The sequence below is a fragment of the Maribacter algicola genome (assembly GCF_003933245.1).
Classification (GTDB): domain Bacteria; phylum Bacteroidota; class Bacteroidia; order Flavobacteriales; family Flavobacteriaceae; genus Maribacter; species Maribacter algicola.
Window position 1 is genome coordinate 81,435 of sequence record NZ_QUSX01000004.1, and the last position, 14,303, is coordinate 95,737.

The 14,303-nt window shown below is 41.6% G+C and carries 16 protein-coding genes; 6 read left to right on the plus strand and 10 right to left on the minus strand.

What is annotated here, in order from left to right:
* Window positions 1–73 precede the first annotated feature (73 nt).
* On the plus strand, window positions 74–541 hold the full coding sequence (locus DZC72_RS16545) for a hypothetical protein (protein ID WP_125224037.1): 468 nt from the start codon (window positions 74–76) through the stop codon (window positions 539–541).
* A 3-nt stretch (window positions 542–544) separates the two neighbouring features.
* Here the strand turns inward: DZC72_RS16545 and DZC72_RS16550 are convergent, their stop codons facing one another.
* Genes DZC72_RS16550 through DZC72_RS16575 form a run of 6 tightly spaced genes read right to left on the minus strand, consistent with a single transcriptional unit; the run spans window position 545 to window position 6,656 of the window.
* Window positions 545–1,876 (minus strand): DUF58 domain-containing protein, encoded by a 1,332-nt coding sequence (locus DZC72_RS16550; RefSeq protein WP_125224038.1) that lies wholly within the window; start codon window positions 1,874–1,876, stop codon window positions 545–547.
* Complete coding sequence (locus DZC72_RS16555) at window positions 1,877–2,875, minus strand: AAA family ATPase (protein WP_125224039.1); 999 nt, start codon at window positions 2,873–2,875, stop codon at window positions 1,877–1,879.
* Window positions 2,865–4,085 (minus strand): DUF4350 domain-containing protein, encoded by a 1,221-nt coding sequence (locus tag DZC72_RS16560; protein WP_125224040.1) that lies wholly within the window; start codon window positions 4,083–4,085, stop codon window positions 2,865–2,867. Before DZC72_RS16560 ends, DZC72_RS16555 begins: the two co-directional genes overlap by 11 nt.
* Window positions 4,078–4,797 carry a DUF4129 domain-containing protein gene (locus DZC72_RS16565; protein ID WP_243641770.1) on the minus strand — a complete coding sequence of 240 codons (720 nt, stop codon included), beginning with the start codon at window positions 4,795–4,797 and terminating at the stop codon, window positions 4,078–4,080. Before DZC72_RS16565 ends, DZC72_RS16560 begins: the two co-directional genes overlap by 8 nt.
* 19 nt (window positions 4,798–4,816) lie before the next feature.
* Entirely contained in the window at window positions 4,817–5,698 is an 882-nt protein-coding gene (locus DZC72_RS16570; RefSeq protein WP_125224042.1) for a hypothetical protein, read from the minus strand.
* Window positions 5,679–6,656: a stage II sporulation protein M gene (locus DZC72_RS16575; RefSeq protein WP_125224043.1), complete on the minus strand. Its 978-nt coding sequence runs from the start codon at window positions 6,654–6,656 to the stop codon at window positions 5,679–5,681. Before DZC72_RS16575 ends, DZC72_RS16570 begins: the two co-directional genes overlap by 20 nt.
* A 33-nt stretch (window positions 6,657–6,689) precedes the next feature.
* Between DZC72_RS16575 and DZC72_RS16580 the strand changes: the two genes are divergently transcribed.
* Together DZC72_RS16580 and DZC72_RS16585 are read left to right on the plus strand one after the other, a co-directional pair.
* Entirely contained in the window at window positions 6,690–7,406 is a 717-nt protein-coding gene (locus DZC72_RS16580) for an RDD family protein (protein ID WP_125224044.1), read from the plus strand.
* Between the two features lie 3 nt (window positions 7,407–7,409).
* Window positions 7,410–8,015: a trimeric intracellular cation channel family protein gene (locus DZC72_RS16585; RefSeq protein ID WP_125224045.1), complete on the plus strand. Its 606-nt coding sequence runs from the start codon at window positions 7,410–7,412 to the stop codon at window positions 8,013–8,015.
* A 3-nt stretch (window positions 8,016–8,018) separates the two neighbouring features.
* Here DZC72_RS16585 and DZC72_RS16590 read toward each other — a convergent pair whose 3' ends face one another.
* On the minus strand, window positions 8,019–8,735 hold the full coding sequence (locus DZC72_RS16590; RefSeq protein WP_125224046.1) for a peptidylprolyl isomerase: 717 nt from the start codon (window positions 8,733–8,735) through the stop codon (window positions 8,019–8,021).
* On the opposite strand from DZC72_RS16590, the gene DZC72_RS16595 reads away from it, so the two are divergent.
* Window positions 8,734–9,375: an NUDIX hydrolase gene (locus DZC72_RS16595; RefSeq protein ID WP_125224047.1), complete on the plus strand. Its 642-nt coding sequence runs from the start codon at window positions 8,734–8,736 to the stop codon at window positions 9,373–9,375. The two genes, DZC72_RS16590 and DZC72_RS16595, sit on opposite strands and share 2 nt — an antisense overlap.
* Before the next feature lie 24 nt (window positions 9,376–9,399).
* Window positions 9,400–10,209 (plus strand): lysophospholipid acyltransferase family protein, encoded by an 810-nt coding sequence (locus DZC72_RS16600; RefSeq protein WP_125224048.1) that lies wholly within the window; start codon window positions 9,400–9,402, stop codon window positions 10,207–10,209.
* Here the strand turns inward: DZC72_RS16600 and DZC72_RS16605 are convergent.
* The 3 genes from DZC72_RS16605 to DZC72_RS16615 all read right to left on the minus strand — a co-directional run bounded on the left by DZC72_RS16605 (window position 10,206) and on the right by DZC72_RS16615 (window position 12,902).
* On the minus strand, window positions 10,206–10,856 hold the full coding sequence (locus DZC72_RS16605) for a hypothetical protein (RefSeq protein WP_125224049.1): 651 nt from the start codon (window positions 10,854–10,856) through the stop codon (window positions 10,206–10,208). The two genes, DZC72_RS16600 and DZC72_RS16605, sit on opposite strands and share 4 nt — an antisense overlap.
* 3 nt (window positions 10,857–10,859) lie before the next feature.
* A complete protein-coding gene (locus tag DZC72_RS16610) occupies window positions 10,860–11,354 on the minus strand; it encodes an RNA polymerase sigma factor (protein ID WP_125224050.1) in 495 nt (164 codons plus the stop codon).
* A 120-nt stretch (window positions 11,355–11,474) separates the two neighbouring features.
* Entirely contained in the window at window positions 11,475–12,902 is a 1,428-nt protein-coding gene (locus tag DZC72_RS16615) for an amidohydrolase (protein WP_125224051.1), read from the minus strand.
* Between the two features lie 102 nt (window positions 12,903–13,004).
* On the opposite strand from DZC72_RS16615, the gene DZC72_RS16620 reads away from it, so the two are divergent.
* A complete protein-coding gene (locus tag DZC72_RS16620; RefSeq protein ID WP_125224052.1) occupies window positions 13,005–14,297 on the plus strand; it encodes an NAD(P)/FAD-dependent oxidoreductase in 1,293 nt (430 codons plus the stop codon).
* Window positions 14,298–14,303 lie beyond the last annotated feature (6 nt).

Below are 14,303 nucleotides of genomic sequence, written 5' to 3' on the forward strand. Positions count from 1 at the left end.
AAAGATTTCTTTACTCATAAAATTTAATAGCAACTATTTCGTTGATGAACGTATATAAAACTAGAGTAAAACCATGCACATCAGGATATTTCTCTTAATTATTGCTTTTAATTTAACATTATCCTATTCCCAAGATTTTAACAATGCGGCAAAACATGTGGGTGCCGGAGTGGTCATTGGTGGAGTAGGTGGCTATGCCGCCCATAAAATATTTCCTGGTCAACGGGGCTGGACCTGGGCAGGTGCCGTTGGGTCGAGTTTGGCCGCCGGTCTTGCCAAGGAAACGTATGACAAGTCCAATTCCGGTTTATGGCAAACAGATGATGTGTTGTATACCACACTGGGTGGGGTAATATCCGGACTGGCTTTGGAACTTTTGTTTAAAAATACATATCGTAGAAATGGTCGCTCAGGGAAGGGATGTGGTTGTCTTGTTGCTGACGGTTCAAACAATGCGACCCCTATTTTTATACCTGTTGTTTCGGAAAAAAGCTCGAGAGATATTCAATCCCAAATTCAAGTATCCTTCTTTTTGGAATAAGTTTTATAATATTCCCCGCGCCTTGATTTCTAGATATTTGTTAATGGCCTTTATGGTCAGTTCTTCGGGTTTGGTCAAAATGGTCTGTATACCATACTTTTCCAGTTCCTTTTGCATCAATTTTTTATCCAGGGAGAACTTTTCGGCAATGGTTTTATGGTAAATCGCCTGCATATCCTCGGCATCGGTATGGATGAGTTTTTCCAATTCGGAGTTTTCAAAGAAGATGACCACTAGCACATGTTTTTTGGCCATGGCCAAAAGGTAGGGTAGTTGTCTCTTTAGGGCTGAAATATGTTCGAAATTGGTATATAGCAACAGAAGGCTTCGGTGGGTTATTTTTCGTTTTACGTGTCCGTAAAGCAATCCAAAATCGGAATCCGTAAAAGCGGTGCCAATGTTGTACAGTTTTTCCAGTATGGTGTTGAGGTGGGTAATCTTTTGAACAGCCGTTACATAGGTTTCAATATTTTTTGAAAACGCGATTAACCCGGTTTTATCATTCCGTTTGAGGGTCACGTTGGAAAAGGCCAAGCAGCTATTAATGGCATAATCCAACAGTTTCAATTCGTTAAATGGCATTTTCATCACCCTTCCCGTATCAATGATGGAATAGATAGGTTGCGATTTTTCGTCCTGGTACTGGTTTACCATCAATTGATGCTGTTTCGCCGTTGCTTTCCAATTTAAGGTTCGTATGTCGTCACCTTGTACGTATTCCTTGATTTGTTCAAACTCCTGGGTATGGCCAATTCTCCGAATTTTTTTGAGGCCAATGGTTGTTAGCCTTTTGCTGATGGCCAAAAAATCATATTGCTGCATCTGTATGATGGAGGGATACACGGGAACCATCTGATCTTTTTGAAAACTGTATTTTCTTTTGATGATACGCAGCGGCGATGATGCAAATACAATCAGGTTTCCAAATACATATTCTCCACGGTCTACAGGGCGAACCTCATAATCGAACTGTTTTTTTTCACCCTTGATGAGCGACGTTTTAAAGTCGAAATCCCGCTTTTGAAACTGAATGGGCAATTCGTCAATAATGGAAATATAGGTCCGGAATCCATACTTGGTTTCAAACGTGATTTTTATTGGATTTATGTCGCTATTGGAGAGCTTTTTGGGAAGCTTTCTTTCGGCAATTATATTTTGGCCTGATGCATAGAGCAGAAAAATATCAAAAAGAAACAGACCGATAAGCAGTAGCGTCAAAAGCCATGCGATGGGGTAGAGTGGTTTGACCCAATAGGAAAGGACAAAACAACCCGAAAGGACCGCTATGTACCTAAAAAAGATATTATTAATGTAAAACGACCTTATAAAGTTCATTTATCTTGGTATTTCTACACTTTCCATGATCATTTGTACGACATTCTCAGTGGACATGCCTTCCATTTCCCGTTCCGGGGTTAGGATGACTCTATGGTTCAAAACTGGAACCATGGCTTTCTTTACATCCTCTGGGGTCACAAAATCCCTACCGTTGATCGCCGCGAATGCCTTTGCACTATTCAGGGCCGCAATGGATGCTCTAGGCGAACCGCCCAAATACAGATGTGGATGGTTTCTTGTTTTGGCCACGACTTCGGCAATATATTTGAAAATCTTTTCCTCCACCACTACTTCATGAATCTGTCCCTTGAAAATCGCCAATTGTTTTGGGTCGAGAATATCCTTAATCAAAGTTTGTGGTTGCGACCCTTTACGTTCGTGATGGGTTTTTAGGATCAAAACTTCCTCATCCGTCTGCGGGTATGATATTTTTATTTTAAAAAGGAAACGGTCCAATTGTGCTTCGGGTAGGGCATAGGTGCCTTCCTGTTCAATGGGATTTTGGGTGGCTAACACCATGAAGGGTGCGGTCATGGGATACGTAGTGCCGTCCATGGTCACCTGCCGCTCCTCCATAGTCTCGAACATGGCCGCTTGGGTCTTTGCAGGCGCCCTGTTTATTTCGTCGATCAAGATGATATTCGAAAATATCGGACCTTTTTTAAATTCAAAGTCGGTAGTTTTTGCATTGAATACGGATGTCCCCAAGATATCACTGGGCATGAGGTCTGGGGTGAATTGGATCCGACTGAAATCGGTTTTCAAAGTCTTGGCAAAGAGCTTTGCCGTGATAGTCTTAGCCACGCCTGGAACCCCCTCGATAAGCACATGCCCATCTACGAGGAGCGACACTATTAAAAGCTCAATAAAATTTTCTTGACCTACGATTACTTTGGAGAGTTCCTGTTTGATGTCGGCTACAGCCTTTTGCAGCTCGGCCAAGGGAATCCGACTGTCAAAACCAAGTTCGTTCTTTTGTTCCTCGTTATTTTCCATCGTTATTGGATTTAAATTTCTGAATCAGATTATTTAGTTGTTTGAGTTGATGTTCTGATACTTGGTCGCTCGACCTAAGCTCGTCCATCAGCTTAAAAAGTGATTTGGTTTCCTCAAGGGAGTTTCCACTTCGGGCCGATACATTCTTGTAAAATTCCTCCTCTTTGGTAACGTTTCCAAGATAGTACCGACTCCTGATATCATGGAGGAAATAATTGATTTTATGCTCCGCTATGGATTTTCTATCCCCTTTTTCAAAATACATGTCCGAAATGGTTCGGGTAAAGGCGAGCGTCTGGTTTTGAAGCGGTTTCACAACGGGTATGGGGCGTTGCTTTCTTTTCCCCTCAAAAATTATGTAAACTAGCCCTCCAATAAGTACGAGATAATAGGCCCATTTCAATTCTTTGGTGTTGAGAAATATATACATGGGCGAGGTGTAGAAGGACTTTCCACTTTTGTAGTAGTTGTCCATATAAATATGCTCCGCTTGCCCAAAATAGGAAACTAAACCGGCCGTGTACTCCCTGTTGTCTTCCTCCAAAATAAAGTAATTGGTAAAGGCCTTGGGAAAGGTGGATAGTATGATTTCCCCCTTACCAAACGGACTTTTTATGGCCGTTACATCCTTGGATTTTTTATCATTTCCTTCCTCGAGTAGTTCCACGGTGGCCAATGCGACCGACTTAATTGTATCAAGTGCTTCAAAGACGGTCACAAAGCTTTCCTTTTTATAAGGATATGATTTACCACTTTTCAATTTGGGATTTACCAATCGATGTTCCTGATTCTGGGTTACCTCAAAACCTGCATATCGGGTTCCGAGTTCAAATCCTAAGGTATCCCTGAGGGTTTCCTCAAAACCTTCGGAAGCAATGAAAAGGGTATTGCCTTCGGCTGTCCATTCCAACAACCGGTTCAGCTCGGCTTCCTCAAAAAATACGCCATTGTTCACAAATGCATAGATGCCTTTTTTGGATTGGATATCAGCCAAGAACTCAAAAGGGGGGATATGGACCTGTTGTACTTTTTCTTTAAAAAGTAGGTTTTCCAGCAAATCATTTATAACAAAAGTACCGTACGGAATTTTGTGGGTACTCACATAAGACTCGAACCAATTAATAGACTTTGGTTTGTTGTATTGTAAAAGCAACAACCCGGCAATCAGGATTATAGCGGTTACTATGTAGGAAATCCCTTTTTTACGCATTGGTCACTTTCTGTTTTAAAGCAATAAAGAAGTTGGACACATTTTGGTATTTGGGTTCGTCCAGCGGAAAATCCCCGTACCAGATGTAGTTGTAATAAAGGGTCGAGGTTTTAAAGGCATCCTTTAGCCCTGTTTCCTTAATTTCGGATAGGTAGTCCTCGTTCGTTTTCTGCAATTCCCATTGAATGATTTCCTTATCGGTCATCAAACGTAATATCAATAAATAATAATAGCGGATGGCAAGTCTATAATTCTTATCGGCTAATGCTTTTTCTATCAAAGACTCTATATTTTCGTTCTTGATGATTTGCTCCTCTTCGGACAGATGCACCAAAGACTTATTGTTTTTAGTATGCATCAAGGAACGGGCATGCACGTTCAGGAAAAACTTTATCAGGATAAAAATCAGGATTCCCAAAAGGAGATACGGGAGAATTTGAAGAAAGGCATTGAATGCGCCTGAGGCCTTTTCAATGCCGAAAATCCACTCGAACAACCTCATGAATATCCTACCTAACCAATTCTTAAAAGAAATCCACCAATCCGGAGCGGTTTTTTCCACGACTTCATAGTCGAACTTTGGGTCATTCCTAAAAGTATCCAGATCGGCATCTTCTATGACTACCGGATTTATTTCTGATGTATCATATTTAACGACCAAAGAATCCTGCTGGGCCAATAGAAAATCGGTCAGAAATAAAAATAGTACCAATAGGACCCGTTTTGGCATATTATTCTTCGGCTGTTTTTCCTAAATTTTCTATTTGTTCAAAGGTTCCGGTGAAATTCTTTTTTTCGTTGAGGTTGAAGTAAATAAGGGCCAAAGAAATGATGCTGATTAGGTTCAACAAAAATTGGGCTACGGTACCAATAATATTGAATAGTATGTACAAGGGGTCCGTTGTCATTTCAAAAACATTTTCGGCATCCACTTCTCCAGAAAGAATGCCCATTTTTGCCCATTGGTACACTACGGCGGGTAATGAAAAGGCCAAGGCCGCTATATAAAGTATAATCCCGATGACGAAGATTGTGGCAAAGGATATCCACCATTCGTCCTTTACCAACTTAAAACTGTAGCTATACGAGTCCGATGCACCCATTTTATCAAAGACCATAATACTGAATGACAGTGCCAAAGGAACGTAAAGATAAATCCCTGGTATAATACAAAGCATAATCCCTACTATTATGGAAAGGCCAACCATGATGCCCAATCCTATAAAACTCCAAAAGCTTCCGTAAACCTCTTTTCGTATGGTATTGAAATCCGTGGTGCCCTGACCATTGGAATAGGATTTTATGTAGTGCAGTACCGTAGATTGTGACATGGTGTACAGCACAATAATCGATAGGACATATACAAGCCCAACCACGAAAATGGTGGCAATGCTTGCCGCGCCGCTTTCATTTTGAAGCATAAAAGTGAAACCATTCCCAATAAAATATAGGTAGGCTACTAGGGCAACGATCATCGCAGCAAGGAAGGGGCCTACAATTTTGAAAAAAGTACTGAAAAAGGGTTTGAACTCGGCCCTTAGAAAAGCAAAGGTGTCCGAGATAATTTCCCCAAGATCCCGCTGCTTTTTGAACTCAATGTAATTTGGTTTCATTTAATCTTAATCTTTTATGGATTTGGTATGGATATATAACGTAGTAAAAAAGAATTAGTGCAAGCGACCCTAAAATTATCAAAATAGCAAGCCAGTCCGGCATTTCAGTGTGCCTGGTCACAAAACCTTCCAGGAATCCGGCAACCACAAAAAAGGGTATGGTACTTACCATGATCTTTAGTCCGTTCTTAACACCTCTTTTAAAGGATTCCAATCGAGTGTAGGTACCCGGAAACAACATGCCGTTGGCCAGGACGAGACCGGCGCAACCAGCGATTATTATGACCGATATCTCAATGGTGCCGTGGATCCAAATGGTACGCACTGACTCCCACAGCAATCCTTTTTCGTAGAAAAAATATTGAAAGCTGCCGAGCATGATTCCATTCTGCAACATTACCATGAGGGTTCCCACGCCGAGCATGATGCCGTACACAAAGGCCATCAAGGCCACCCTTATGTTGTTGATGGTGATTCCCAGGAACATATTGAACTCCCCCATTTGCTTGTAAACCGCCATGGGGTCGCCCTTTTCGATGTTTTCAAGGGTCATGTTCACATAGGCATCTCCCAATATGGATCGGACAAAATCCCCTTCATTGGCGGCCGAATAGGCACCTACGAACGAAAAAAAAACAAATACCAGAAAAGCGATCAAAAGTTCTCGATGATGCTTTTTGAACATCAAGGGAAATTCAGTTTTCCAAAAGGTGATGATACGGCTTTTGGACTCCCTTTTTGTCTTGTATATTTTTTGATGTGCCTGTGAGGCGAGGGAATTGAGATAAAACTCGGTATTGCTATTTGGATAGAAGGTTTTGGCGTAGCTCAGATGGTCCGTAACCTCTATGTATAAATCAGACAATACATTTGGGTCCAGATTCGTTTTGTTAGCCAATGCGCTTTCAAAAGTTGACCATTTGTCCTTATTTTGCTTTACAAAGGCGGCTTCGCGCATTAACTACTCGGTTTATACCAAAGAAACAAAAGAATGGAACAATTTCAAATAGAAACTGCTCAAAATATAAGCATTGCCCAAAATACCGCGCATCTTGGGGACCGCATTTTGGCCTATATTATTGACACCCTGATTATCGTTATTTACTACGTTCTTATGTTTTGGTTGCTACTGGCATTGGATGTGGAACCGGGCGATTCCTGGGCCATTTACTTGCTCATGAGCCTTCCCGCCTTCCTATATTATTTTTTGATGGAGACTTTTATGGATGGGAAGACCATTGGTAAGCATTTTATGGGTATACGGGTGGTCAAACTGGATGGAACCAAACCCGGGTTTTCCAGTTATTTTATTAGATGGATTCTACGGATGTTGGACATTACCTTGACCTCTGGAGGTATTGCCGTTTTTACGATTTTAATTCGCGGTAAGGGACAACGAGTGGGGGACATTGCAGCGGGAACTACCGTAATTAGCGAAAAGCGAAAGGTGTTCTTGAAGGATACGCTTTTACGGGACTTACCTTCTGGTTACACCCCAAAATTTCCTCAGGTTACGGTCTTTAAGGACAGCGAGATGCAGACCATCAAAAACTTGTACGATAACGCCCGAAGAAATGGAAACCACAAGGTAATTTTATCCCTGAACAACCGCATAAAAAAGGTAACAGAGATTTCCAGTGATTTACAGCCCATGGAATTTGTGGATATCGTTATCAAGGATTACAGTTATTATACGCAGCAACTTTAGTATATGCTCTACTCCCTTATCGACATTCTAGGAACCATTGCCTTTGCCATTTCGGGAGTACTGGTGGCCATGGATAAACGCTTGGATGTCTTTGGTGTCTTTATCATCGCCTTTGTGACCGCTGTTGGTGGCGGTACCTTGAGGGATGTGCTGATAGGTAACACACCGGTTGGCTGGATGACCCAGCCCAACTATACCATCATCATCATCATAACGGTTATTTTTTCGATTCTTTTTGCCGGAAGGCTGAAGCACTTTAGAAAATCCCTATTCCTTTTTGATACAATTGGTATAGGCCTTTATACAATGGTTGGGATACAAAAGGGCTTGGACGCCGGTTTATTGCCTATTATGTGCATCGCTTTGGGTACCATGACCGCCTGTTTTGGAGGGGTTATTAGGGATATCTTGTGCAATGAAATTCCGGTTATTTTTAGAAAGGAAATTTATGCGACCGTTTGTATTCTTGGTGGTGGTATCTATTTTTTAATGCTCCAGTTTCCCGTGAATCCAGATATTCCCTACATCACGGGAATTATCTGCATCATAGTTTTACGCCTTTTGGCAGTGAAATTTAAGATAGCCTTGCCCAGTATTTACAATAAGTGAGACTTATTCGATGACCTCCGCTTTGGTGATATAAATATTCTGTTGTGGCCAATCACCCTTACCAACGGGTTGGGCATTGATTTTATCCACTACCTCCATCCCTTCGATTACTTTGCCAAAAGGTGTAAAATCTCCATCCAGATGGTAAGACCCAGGATCTGTTACTACAATAAAAAACTCATATGGGGAAGCGAGTTTGTGGGGATTGTCCGTTTCGCTGCTGGGCATGGAGACGGTGCCCCTGTGATGGCTGTATCCTTTTTTTGTATCCGGTGGAAGTAGGTACCTACCAATGTCCCATCGTTTATCGGCCGTTCGTTTATCATCGGAACTACCTCCCTGTATAATGAAATCCTTAACTACTCTGTGGAATTGGGTATAGTCAAAATATCCTTTTCTGGTCAGATAAATAAAATTGGCCTTGTGGTAAGGAACATCGTCATAGAGTTGAATGACAAAACTTCCAAATTTCGTCGTCATTTTTACCTTATTAGCTTTAAGGTCTTTTTGATAGTCGAAGAAAAAATCGATGGCGTTCTCTTCCGTGAGTTCAAAGGTATCTTCTTCCACCTCCTTGGTTTCTTGGGTTGCCATAGCAGAAGAATCCACTTCTTTTATTTCGATTCTAAAAGGGGTTTCAGATTTTTGAGGCTTATCTTTACAACTGATGAATTGAACCGTAAGGAATATGAAAAAATAGTAGAAAGTCTTTATACGCATGGATTTCAACTTTTTTGAGCAACGGATTTCAAAAATAAAGGATTTACCACTTCCAGGCGAAATTTCGCATTATAAAATGGCCCCAGAGTTTAGGATAAGGGAGTTGATGGAAGGTAGGATGGTTAGGGATAATCCTCGCAAGGCCGCGGTGATGGCCCTTTTTTATCCAGGAAATGAAAATAGGACCCAACTTTTGTGTATTTTACGGAAAACATATGAAGGGGTACATTCCAATCAGGTCGCATTCCCAGGGGGTAAGGCGGAAAAGGAAGATGGAAACTTAAGGATTACCGCCCTTAGGGAAACCTATGAGGAGGTTGGGGTGAACCCCAAGGATGTGGAAATCGTAAGGACTATTTCAGAAGTGTATATTCCTCCAAGTAATTTTGAGGTCCAACCTTTTATCGGTCTGTATAAAAAACCAAAACCGTTCAAGATTCAGGAATCCGAAGTAGCCTCACTTTTGGAAATTTCCCTGACGGATTTTTTAGAGGATATCAACCTAACCACAAAAAAAATGAGTACCTCGTACGCCAATGAAATTGAAGTACCGGCCTTTAAATTAAACGATTATATTATATGGGGTGCCACTGCAATGATGTTGAGCGAGATTAAAGATCTTTTGAAGCAGGTGTTATAAGTAGTATTTAGTATTTTAGCGACTATGGGATTGTTTAAGAAAAACCCTTTTGGGCATAACCTTTATCTAAAAAAATGGTTGATACGGATATTAGGTCTCATGTCCCATCAAAGGTATAAGCGATTTAATAAGTTGGAGATAGAGGGTTCGGAGATTATTCGTAACCTTCCCGATGCCAATGTTCTTTTTGTAAGCAACCACCAGACCTATTTTGCTGATGTGGTGGCCATGTTCCATGTTTTTAACGCTAGCTTAAGCGGTAGGGAGGATTCGATTAAGAATGTAGGCTATATTTGGCAGCCAAAGCTCAATATGTATTACATCGCCGCAGCGGAAACCATGAAAAAAAGTCTACTGACGAAGATTCTGGCCTATGCTGGTTCTATCAGCGTGGAAAGAACTTGGAGGTCTGAGGGCAAAGAAGTGAACAGACAGGTAAAAATGAGCGATATTTCCAATATTGGTATTGCGCTTAGGGACGGTTGGGTAATTACCTTTCCCCAAGGAACCACCACTCCTTGGAAACCCCTTAGAAAAGGTACGGCCCACATCATAAAAAAATACAAGCCCATAGTGGTTCCCGTGGTTATCGATGGTTTTAGACGCTCCTTTGATAAAAAGGGGCTAAGGGTCAAAAAGAAAGGGATTTTACAATCCATGGTCATCAAAGAACCGTTGGAAATCGATTATGACAACGAGTCGACGGAATCCATCATAGAGAAATTGGAATATGCCATTGAACAGCATCCTTCCTTTCTAAAGGTCATTTCAAAAGAAGAACTTTTGGCGTACGAGGAAGAGAACAAACAAAGGCGTTGGCGAAAGACCGATTAAATTTCCAGTTGTTTTAGTTCACTATAGTTTTTATTCAGTTTTCTTAACAATAGACCGTAGAGAAGAAAATAGACACCACCCATAAACAACGTAAGGACAACCCCAAAAATTCCAACAGAAACCATGAGGGTAAGTTTTAACTTGTCTGGGGAAATGTTTTCAAGGTTATTTTTTAAATCTGGAAATGCACTTAGAACATTATCGCTTAAAGCGATACCTAGGACCATAATCAATACATTTACCAGTACCATCGAAAGGGAAAAGATAACATAATGTTTTACCGTTCTTCTGGTCCTAATGATCTTTCGCATTAGATTTTTGGAGCTATCCAATACTGAAATTTCCCTAAATCTCCTGTAGAATTGGAAAATGAAATAGAAAATAACGGCATAGGTTACCGCGGATGCCCAAAATAAGTATTTAGATACTCCAATCTTCTTATAAACTTCCATTCCATCTTGCATGGATGGTAAAAGATATAGTAAATGGGGCAGGGCAAACTCCAAAATACTGATAATCATTATCCATTTGACAATGGACGAGGATTTCTTCCAAATCATTTTGTGAATATCCTCATATGACAGTTTGGGAAGATTTACCTCTTTTTTCTGCCAGTCCCTTTTTAATAAGTCCAATTCATCCGTCATAAACTAAGGGTTCAAAATAGTTCTTAACTTTGTTTTGATACGGTTCATCTTTACACGGGCATTTACCTCTGTAATACCCAATGTTTCTGCGATTTCCGTATAATTTTTATCTTCCAAATACATAAATACCAACGCTTTGTCAATATCGCCCAATTGCCGTACGGCCTTGTACATTAATTTTAATTGTTGCTCTTCCGTTTCATCATATTCATCGGCCTTTATTTTAAAAATGACCGACTCATAATCCTCCGTATCAATTCTTCTTTTGGATTTTCTATAGAGAGTAATCGCAGTATTAAGTGCTACCCTGTACATCCAAGTGCTGAACTTGGCTTCTCCCCTAAACTTGGGGTAGGCCTTCCATAATTGAATAGTTATTTCTTGAAACAGGTCATTGTGAGATTCCTTGTCATTTGTATACAACGTACATACTTTGTGGACAATATTTTGATTGTCCTGCAGCTCTGTCACAAAACTATGTTCCAGTTCTTTATCCACTAATGGTTGGTTGTTGTTGTGGTATTAGTAGTCGATAAATGAGAAATGTTACAAACAATATCCAAATAAATAAAAAGTGCACAGTAGATTACCTGTGCACTTTCTATGATTAGGGGCATATTAATTCCTATAATCCAAGGCAGGCTCCCGATTTCCCAAAAGCGGAATGTATTTGAAGTCGGCTCCCCGTTTTTCTAAGAATTCGGCCTTGGCGGCCTCCACCAATTTTTTATCGGAAAAAATATCTATGGCTGTTAAGGTCAGGGTCTTTGCGGCGACCATCATGCCTTTCTTACCAATGGAAGTACCTCCCGCCGCTACGGCCTGCCAACTATGCGCCGGTGTACCTGGCACCCACGTGGCGGCGCTCATTCCTACGGTTGGCACAGTAAAGCTTACATCGCCCACATCGGTGGAACCTCCCGGTTTTGCTTCGGTTTTGTAAGGTTGAATGTTTTGGGCAACACTTATATCGGCCTGATTCTTACCCATGGATTTCGCTATTTTATCAGCAAATTCCTTCTCTTCAGGTGTATAATCAAAACCTCCGACTTCGGTTAGATTGTCGAACATCACTTTCTGTAGGGTAAGGTTGGGTAATAGTTCATGGGTACCTCCGATCATCTCGTAATCAACGGTAGTCCCCGTTCCCATCGCGGCCCCTTCGGCAGCTTTCACGATCCTATCAAAAATATCGATGACCACATCCCTTTTCGCATGGCGTGCATAATAATAGACTTCGGCAAAATCTGGAACCACATTGGGCGCCTTACCACCGGAGGTTATAACATAATGAATTCTTGCATCAGATGGAACATGTTCCCGCATCATATTGACCATCATGTTCATGGCCTCCACACCGTCCAAGGCGGAACGCCCCTGTTCGGGCGCGGCAGCTGCATGGGCAGAAAATCCATGGAAACGAAACTTTGCCGATTTATTTGCGAGTGCAGCACCCGCATTTGATGCATTTTGGGCACCTGGATGCCAATGCAGTGCAATATCCACATCGTTAAAAAGTCCGGCCCTTACCATATACACTTTTCCCGATCCGCCCTCTTCCGCTGGTGTTCCATAAAACCGAATAGTCCCTTGTTTATTGTTGGCCACCATCCAATCCTTGGTAGCTATGGCTGCCGCAGTAGAAGCTGTACCAAATAGGTGGTGCCCACATGCATGACCGGCAGCACCTCCAGCCGATTTTTTCTCGGCCACCGCCTCCTGTGAAAGTCCCGGAAGCGCGTCGTATTCGCCCATTATGGCCACTACCGGACTTCCGCTGCCATACTCGGCAATAAAGGCCGTTGGAATGCCCGCTACGCCCGTTTCAATAGTGAATCCGGCTTCTTCCAACGTTTTTTGTAATAACGCGGAGCTTTTTACTTCCTGATACCCCATCTCGGCCAGGTTCCAAATTTCCTGCGAGATTTCCCCGTAGGATTCACTTTTTTGGTCCAAGGACTTTAGAACATCTTTTTTTGTTTTTTGAGCGCTCAAAGAAAGTACAGAGGTACATAGAACTAAGAGCATTGAGATTGATTTTCGCATGCTAGGGTTATTTATTTGAATTAGTCCTTAAAATTACTAAAAACGCGATATTCTTTTCGAATGGAATCCTGTTTGTTTAATTTTGGAACTTACTTTTATACTATGAACATACCTCGTTCCAATAATCCTAGAATTGTAATCATTGGAGGGGGCTTTGGAGGAATTGCCTTGGCTCAAAAACTACGGAAACAAGAAGTACAGGTGGTACTCTTGGACAAGAACAATTATCATACGTTTCAGCCCTTGCTTTATCAAGTATCCACGGGCGGATTGGAACCGGATTCCATAGCCTATCCCTTAAGAAAGGTATTGATTGGTTATGATAATTTCTTTTTTAGACTTGCCGAGGTTACCGAAATACTTCCTGAAAAGCAACTTCTAAAAACCTCCATTGGAGAGATATCATACGATTATTTAGTGGTCGCTACGGGTTCTGAGACCAATTTCTTTGGCAATACGGAATTGGAACAGCACGCCATGGCTATGAAATCCATACCGCAGTCCTTGAACCTAAGAAGCCTCATTCTGGAGAATTTTGAACAGGCACTATTAACGGATGAATACCACGAACGTGATGCGCTTATGAATTTTGTAATCGTTGGGGGAGGACCTACGGGAGTAGAACTGGCTGGTGCCTTGGCCGAAATAAAAAAAGGAATTCTTCCCAAGGATTACCCTGATTTGGATACTAGAAGAGCACAGATAAACTTGATTCAAGGAGGAGACCGAATATTAGATGCTATGAGCGAAAAGGCCTCTGAGAAGGCGGAGCAATTTTTGGAAGATCTTGGCGTACAGGTTTGGAAAAATGTGAGGGTAACCGGTTATGACGGAAAAACCGTGCGGACCAAAACAGATTTAGTCTTTGAGACAGCCACCTTAATTTGGGCGGCCGGGGTGAAAGGAGCCACGATTAAGGGTCTGGATGCCAAGGAGCTGATTGCTGGTGGCAATCGATTGTCTGTCAATGAATTCAATCAGGTAATTGGATACCCGAATATTTTTGCCATAGGCGACATTGCATGTATGCAAAGTGAAGAGGCACCTAGGGGGCATCCTATGATGGCGCAACCGGCCATTCAACAGGGCAGAAAACTGGGTGAAAATTTGGTCCGACTCATAAACGGCAAGTCGCTTGAACCTTTTGTATATAAGGATAAAGGCAGCATGGCCACAGTGGGTAGGAATAAGGCCGTATGTGATTTAAAGCATATTCGGTTTCAAGGTGTTTTTGCTTGGTTTGTTTGGATGTTCGTGCATCTATTTTTCCTTATAGGCTTTAGAAACAGGGTTGTGGTATTTATTAACTGGGTGTATAATTATATCCGTTTTGATCGGGAGGCACGTCTGATTATCAGACCTTTTAAAAGGAATTACGACCAGTTTAGGGATTGATTTTCA

Bases quoted from the DNA above. Each gene is read 5' to 3' on its own strand.
- DZC72_RS16575 (WP_125224043.1), bottom strand. From the start codon at position 6,656: ATGCGCGAAGCCGCCTTTGTAAAGCAAAATAAGGACAAATGGTCAACT.
- DZC72_RS16595 (WP_125224047.1), top strand. From the start codon at position 8,734: ATGGATTTCAACTTTTTTGAGCAACGGATTTCAAAAATAAAGGATTTA.
- DZC72_RS16580 (WP_125224044.1), top strand. From the start codon at position 6,690: ATGGAACAATTTCAAATAGAAACTGCTCAAAATATAAGCATTGCCCAA.
- DZC72_RS16560 (WP_125224040.1), bottom strand. From the start codon at position 4,085: ATGCGTAAAAAAGGGATTTCCTACATAGTAACCGCTATAATCCTGATT.
- DZC72_RS16585 (WP_125224045.1), top strand. From the start codon at position 7,410: ATGCTCTACTCCCTTATCGACATTCTAGGAACCATTGCCTTTGCCATT.
- DZC72_RS16590 (WP_125224046.1), bottom strand. From the start codon at position 8,735: ATGCGTATAAAGACTTTCTACTATTTTTTCATATTCCTTACGGTTCAA.
- DZC72_RS16555 (WP_125224039.1), bottom strand. From the start codon at position 2,875: ATGGAAAATAACGAGGAACAAAAGAACGAACTTGGTTTTGACAGTCGG.
- DZC72_RS16620 (WP_125224052.1), top strand. From the start codon at position 13,005: ATGAACATACCTCGTTCCAATAATCCTAGAATTGTAATCATTGGAGGG.
- DZC72_RS16615 (WP_125224051.1), bottom strand. From the start codon at position 12,902: ATGCGAAAATCAATCTCAATGCTCTTAGTTCTATGTACCTCTGTACTT.
- DZC72_RS16570 (WP_125224042.1), bottom strand. From the start codon at position 5,698: ATGAAACCAAATTACATTGAGTTCAAAAAGCAGCGGGATCTTGGGGAA.
- DZC72_RS16600 (WP_125224048.1), top strand. From the start codon at position 9,400: ATGGGATTGTTTAAGAAAAACCCTTTTGGGCATAACCTTTATCTAAAA.
- DZC72_RS16605 (WP_125224049.1), bottom strand. From the start codon at position 10,856: ATGACGGATGAATTGGACTTATTAAAAAGGGACTGGCAGAAAAAAGAG.
- DZC72_RS16550 (WP_125224038.1), bottom strand. From the start codon at position 1,876: ATGAACTTTATAAGGTCGTTTTACATTAATAATATCTTTTTTAGGTAC.
- DZC72_RS16545 (WP_125224037.1), top strand. From the start codon at position 74: ATGCACATCAGGATATTTCTCTTAATTATTGCTTTTAATTTAACATTA.